Genomic DNA, 4,844 nt, shown 5'->3' with positions numbered 1-4,844 from the left:
CCCGCTGAGGCGGGGATTCCTGCAACCCGAAACGACACCGACCCGCCGTACCGGAGTACGACGGGTCGGTGCTTGATCAGTCGATCAGGGCCGTGGATCAGTGGCCGTGACCGTGGCCGTGTCCGTGGCCGCCCGCGTCGGGCTCCTCGTCCACCGGCTTGTCGACGATCAGCGTCTCGGTCGTGAGCAGGAGGCCCGCGATGGAGACCGCGTTGACGAGCGCCGACCGGGTCACCTTGACCGGGTCGATGACGCCCTGGGCGACCAGGTCGCCGAACTCGCCGGTGGCGGCGTTGTAGCCGAAGCTCGCACCGTTCTCGGCGAAGCCCTCGCGCACCTTGTTGGTGATGACGTAGCCGTTGACGCCGCCGTTCTCGGCGATCCAGCGCAGCGGCTCGTCGGCGGCCTTGCGGACGATCCGGACGCCGGTGGCTTCGTCACCGGTGAGGCCGAGGTCGTCGTCCAGCACCGCCACGGCGTGGATCAGGGCCGAACCACCGCCGGGCACGATGCCCTCCTCGATCGCGGCGCGCGTCGCGGAGACGGCGTCCTCGATCCGGTGCTTCTTCTCCTTGAGCTCGACCTCGGTGTGGGCACCGACCTTGATGACCACGACGCCGCCGGCGAGCTTGGCCAGCCGCTCCTGCAGCTTCTCGGAGTCCCAGTCGGAGTCGGAGGTCTCGATCTCCTTCTTGATCTGCTCGACGCGACCCGCGACGGCAGCGGCGTCGCCGGCACCGTCCACGATCGTGGTGTTGTCCTTGGTCACGACGATGCGGCGGGCGCTGCCCAGCACGTCGAGACCGACCTGGTCGAGCTTGAGGCCGACCTCGGGCGAGATGACCGTGGCGCCGGTGAGCACCGCGATGTCCTGGAGGATCGACTTGCGACGGTCGCCGAACGCAGGCGCCTTGACGGCAACCGCGTTGAACGTGCCGCGGATCTTGTTGACGACCAGCGTCGACAGCGCCTCACCGTCGACGTCCTCGCAGAGGATGAACAGCGGCTTGCCGGCCTGGATGACCTTCTCCAGCAGCGGCAGGAGGTCGGCGATCGCCGAGATCTTGCCCTGGTTGATCAGGATGTACGGGTCGTCGAGGACGGCTTCCTGGCGCTCCGCGTCGGTGACGAAGTAGGCCGAGATGTAGCCCTTCTCGAACTGCATGCCCTCGGAGAACTCGAGCTCGGTCGAAGGGGTGTTGGACTCCTCGACGGTGATCACACCGTCCTTGCCGACCTTGCCGAACGCCTCGGCGAGCAGGTCGCCGATGTGGCTGTCGCGCGAGGAGACGGTCGCCACGGAGGCGATGTCCTTCTCGTCGTCGACCTCGCGAGCGGCGTCCTTGAGCGCGTCGCCGACAGCGGCAGCAGCCGCATCGAGTCCACGCTTGAGGCCCATCGGGTTCGCACCGGCGGCGACGGCGCGCAGGCCCTCGTGCACCAGCGCCTGCGCCAGGACGGTCGCGGTCGTCGTACCGTCACCGGCGACGTCGTTGGTCTTGGTCGCGACCTCCTTGGTGAGCTGGGCACCAAGGTTCTCGAACGGGTCGTCCAGCTCGATCTCACGCGCGACGGTCACGCCGTCGTTGGTGATGGTCGGCGCGCCCCACTTCTTGTCGAGGACGACGTAGCGGCCCTTCGGGCCGAGCGTCACCTTGACGGTGTTCGCGAGGGCGTCGACGCCGCGCTCGAGCGCACGCCGGGCGTTCTCGTTGAACTCCAGGATCTTGGGCATTGCTACTCCTTGGGAAGTGCTGAAGGCGCCACGCGAATCAGCGCAGCGCCTTCAACGGAGGAAACGGAATCAGGCGAGAACGGCGAGGACGTCGCGCGCCGAGAGGATGAGGTACTCCTGGCCGGAGTACTTGACCTCGGTGCCGCCGTACTTGCTGTAGATGACCTTGTCGCCGACAGAAACGTCGAGCGGCACGCGGTTGCCGTTGTCGTCGATGCGACCGGGGCCGATCGCCAGGACCTCGCCCTCCTGGGGCTTCTCCTTGGCGGTGTCGGGGATGACCAGGCCGGACGCGGTGGTCTGCTCCGCCTCGAGGGGCTTGACGACGATCCGGTCCTCGAGGGGCTTGATGTTGACCGACACGATGTCGACCTCCACTTTCTGAGCTGACTGCTTGGGTTCGGTGGGCGTGAGCCGGGAAGCGGACTTCCCGGTCAGCATTGGCACACTCGGTCCGAGAGTGCCAACCACGAAACTAGCACTCTCCGCAAGGGAGTGCCAGAGCGACCCCTGGTCGAGATGCCCGAAGTTCCGGCACGGCCCTACCAAAGTCGGTTGACCGACAGCACCGTTGCGCCGATAGCGTTCCAGCATGTTCGCTGCGCTCGGTCGGTTCGTGACTCGGTTCCGTTGGTTCGTCATCGCCGCGTGGGTGCTGATCGCCGTCATTGTCGGCGCCACGGCACCCGCCCTCGAGTCCACCCAGGACAACTCGGAGTTCCTGCCCGACCACTACGAGTCGATCCAGGCCCTGAAGCTGCAGGAGGACAAGTTCTCCGACGCCTTCTCCCCCGGCGCGATCCTCGTCATCGAGCGCAAGGACGGCGCGAAGCTGACCGCCGCCGACCAGACCGCGGCCACCGACATCGCGAAGGAGGTCGCCCCGACGCTGGGCAAGAAGACCTTCCAGCAGCTGGTCATCACGCAGAACGAGGAGGGCAAGCCCAACCTGTCCGCCGACGAGACGGTGATGTTCGGCATCGTCCCGCTCGCCGACGGCGCCACCGGGTACGACCCGCAGGCCTTCGACGACGCCAAGGACCTCCGCAAGGAACTGGGCGACCTCGAGAAGGGCACCGACCTCGAGATCCGTACGACGGGCGCGGTGCCCCAGGGCCTCGACTCGCAGGAATCGGGCGAGACCACCCTGCTGATCGTCGCGATCGCGACGGTCGTGCTCATCGTCGGCCTGCTCGCCCTGATCTTCCGGAGCGTGCTGATCTGTCTGCTCCCGATCGTGGTCGTCGGCCTCGTCTCCTCGATCGCCACCGGCGCGATCGCCTGGGCCAACGACATCTTCGACCTCAAGGCCGACTCGTCGGTGCAGCAGATCCTGATCGTCGTCCTGTACGGCGTCGGCACCGACTACATCCTGTTCTTCCTGTTCCGGCACCGCGAACGGATGCGCCAGGGCGCCGCTGTCCGCGACTCCGTCGTCCACAGCCTCGACCGGGCCGGCGAGGCCATCGCATCGGCCGGCGGCGCGGTGATCGTCGCGTTCATGGCGCTGATCCTCAGCTCGCTGAGCATCTTCCGGGCGATCGGCCCGGCCCTGGCGATCGCCGTGTTCGTCACGCTGATCGCGGCGCTGACCCTGGTGCCGGCCCTCGTGTCGCTGCTCGGCAAGGCGCTCTTCTGGCCCTCGAAGTCGTGGCAGAAGGAGCCGAAGCACGGCACCTTCATCAAGCTCGGCAACACCGTCGGCCGCCACCCCGGACGCACAGCGCTGGTCTCGGGCGGAGCGATGGCGGTGCTCGCGATCTTCGCCCTCAGCTTCAACCCGTCCTTCGACTTCAACTCGAGCCTGCCGGACGGCGTCGAGTCGACCGAGGCGATGGAGACCTTCCAGGAGCACTTCTCCGCCGGCGCCGCCGAACCCGTCCCGGTCCTCGTCGACGCCAAGGGCACCACCGTCACGCCTGACCAGCTCGAGGCGTTCAAGACGGCCCTCGGCAAGGCCAAGGGCGTGGACGAGGTGGCCGGTCCGGTCCCGTCCGCGGACCAGTCCGCCTTCCAGTACTACCTGACCCTGTCCGACGACCCGGTCTCCGACGTCGCCCAGGACAACGTCAGCGGGCCCATCCGCGACGCTGCCCACGAGGCCGCTCCCCAGGGGACCGAGGCCTATGTCGGCGGTACGCCCGGCATCTTCGCCGACATGTCGGCAGCGATGGCCCGTGACTACAAGGTGGTCTTCCCGGTGGCCGCGCTCGTCATCATGGTGATCCTCGCGCTGCTCCTGCGCAGCCTGGTCGCACCGTGGTTCCTGATGGCCGCGGTCGCCCTCGGCTTCGCAGCGACCCTCGGCCTCACCGTGATCGCGTTCCAGTTCATCGGTGGGGAGTCCGGCCTGATCTTCATGCTGCCGATCTACATCTACCTGTTCGTCACCGCGCTCGGGACGGACTACAACATCCTGATGATCGCCCGACTGCGCGAGGAGGCGCGGGAAGGGCGCGATCCGCACGAGGCGGCCGCCCAGGCCGTGACGCACGCGGGGCCGACGATTGCCGCCGCGGGCGTCATCCTGGCCGGCACCTTCGCGTCCCTGATGCTCGGCGGCAACACGCTGATCGTGTCGATGGGCTTCGCGCTCGCGGTCGGCATCCTCATCGTCGCGTTCGTCATGTCGATGTTCTTCACGCCGGCGCTGACCTCGCTCCTGGGACACGCTGCCTGGTGGCCCGGGCACGGCGATGCGACCAAGGACGCGCACCAGGACACCGACAGCGCGACTCCGGAGTCCGTCACGACCTGACAGGATCACCGGGTGGACCTCGATGCCTTCCGGTGGCTGCTGACCGACGACGGCCAGACCCTCCTCGCGGAGGCGACCGCGCTCGTCGACAGTGGCGCGAGCGCCCTGGCCGCGGGCTCCGCCCTTCGTCGTACGACGTCCGCGGAACGCGCGGCAACGGCACTCACGCAGGTGGAACTGCGCGTCCGCGCCGTGGCGAAGTTCGGTGACCTCGCGCCGCGGATGTACTTCACGCCGGACGCGCTGGAACAGTCCACGCGGCTCCGGGTCGCCGAGCACCGGGCCGGCCGCTACACGGCGTTCGAGGCGACCAGCCTGATCGACCTCGGCTGCGGGATCGGTGGTGACCTG

3 protein-coding genes and 1 pseudogene are annotated in these 4,844 nt (G+C 68.1%); 2 read left to right on the top strand and 2 right to left on the bottom strand.

The features are described 5' to 3' along the window. Positions 1 to 97 precede the first annotated feature (97 nt). Positions 98 to 1,735 carry a chaperonin GroEL gene (gene groL, locus ACOADB_RS20250; protein ID WP_378602656.1) on the bottom strand — a complete coding sequence of 546 codons (1,638 nt, stop codon included), beginning with the start codon at positions 1,733 to 1,735 and terminating at the stop codon, positions 98 to 100. A 69-nt stretch (positions 1,736 to 1,804) separates the two neighbouring features. Next, a complete protein-coding gene (groES, locus tag ACOADB_RS20245) occupies positions 1,805 to 2,098 on the bottom strand; it encodes a co-chaperone GroES (RefSeq protein ID WP_378602688.1) in 294 nt (97 codons plus the stop codon). A 229-nt stretch (positions 2,099 to 2,327) separates the two neighbouring features. Here groES and ACOADB_RS20240 point away from each other — a divergent pair, with 229 nt between their 5' ends. Together ACOADB_RS20240 and ACOADB_RS20235 are read left to right on the top strand one after the other, a co-directional pair. Next, the gene (locus ACOADB_RS20240; RefSeq protein ID WP_378602654.1) at positions 2,328 to 4,493 is read left to right on the top strand and encodes an MMPL family transporter; all 2,166 of its coding nucleotides are present in this window, start codon (positions 2,328 to 2,330) and stop codon (positions 4,491 to 4,493) included. A gap of 12 nt (positions 4,494 to 4,505) precedes the next feature. Continuing rightward, positions 4,506 to 4,844: pseudogene (locus ACOADB_RS20235) on the top strand (SAM-dependent methyltransferase); the annotation flags it as partial.

The organism is Nocardioides sp. CPCC 206348, from assembly GCF_048654705.1.
GTDB lineage: Bacteria > Actinomycetota > Actinomycetes > Propionibacteriales > Nocardioidaceae > Nocardioides.
The sequence above is the reverse complement of the archived record's forward strand: the minus strand, read 5'-3'. Positions and strand labels throughout refer to the sequence as shown.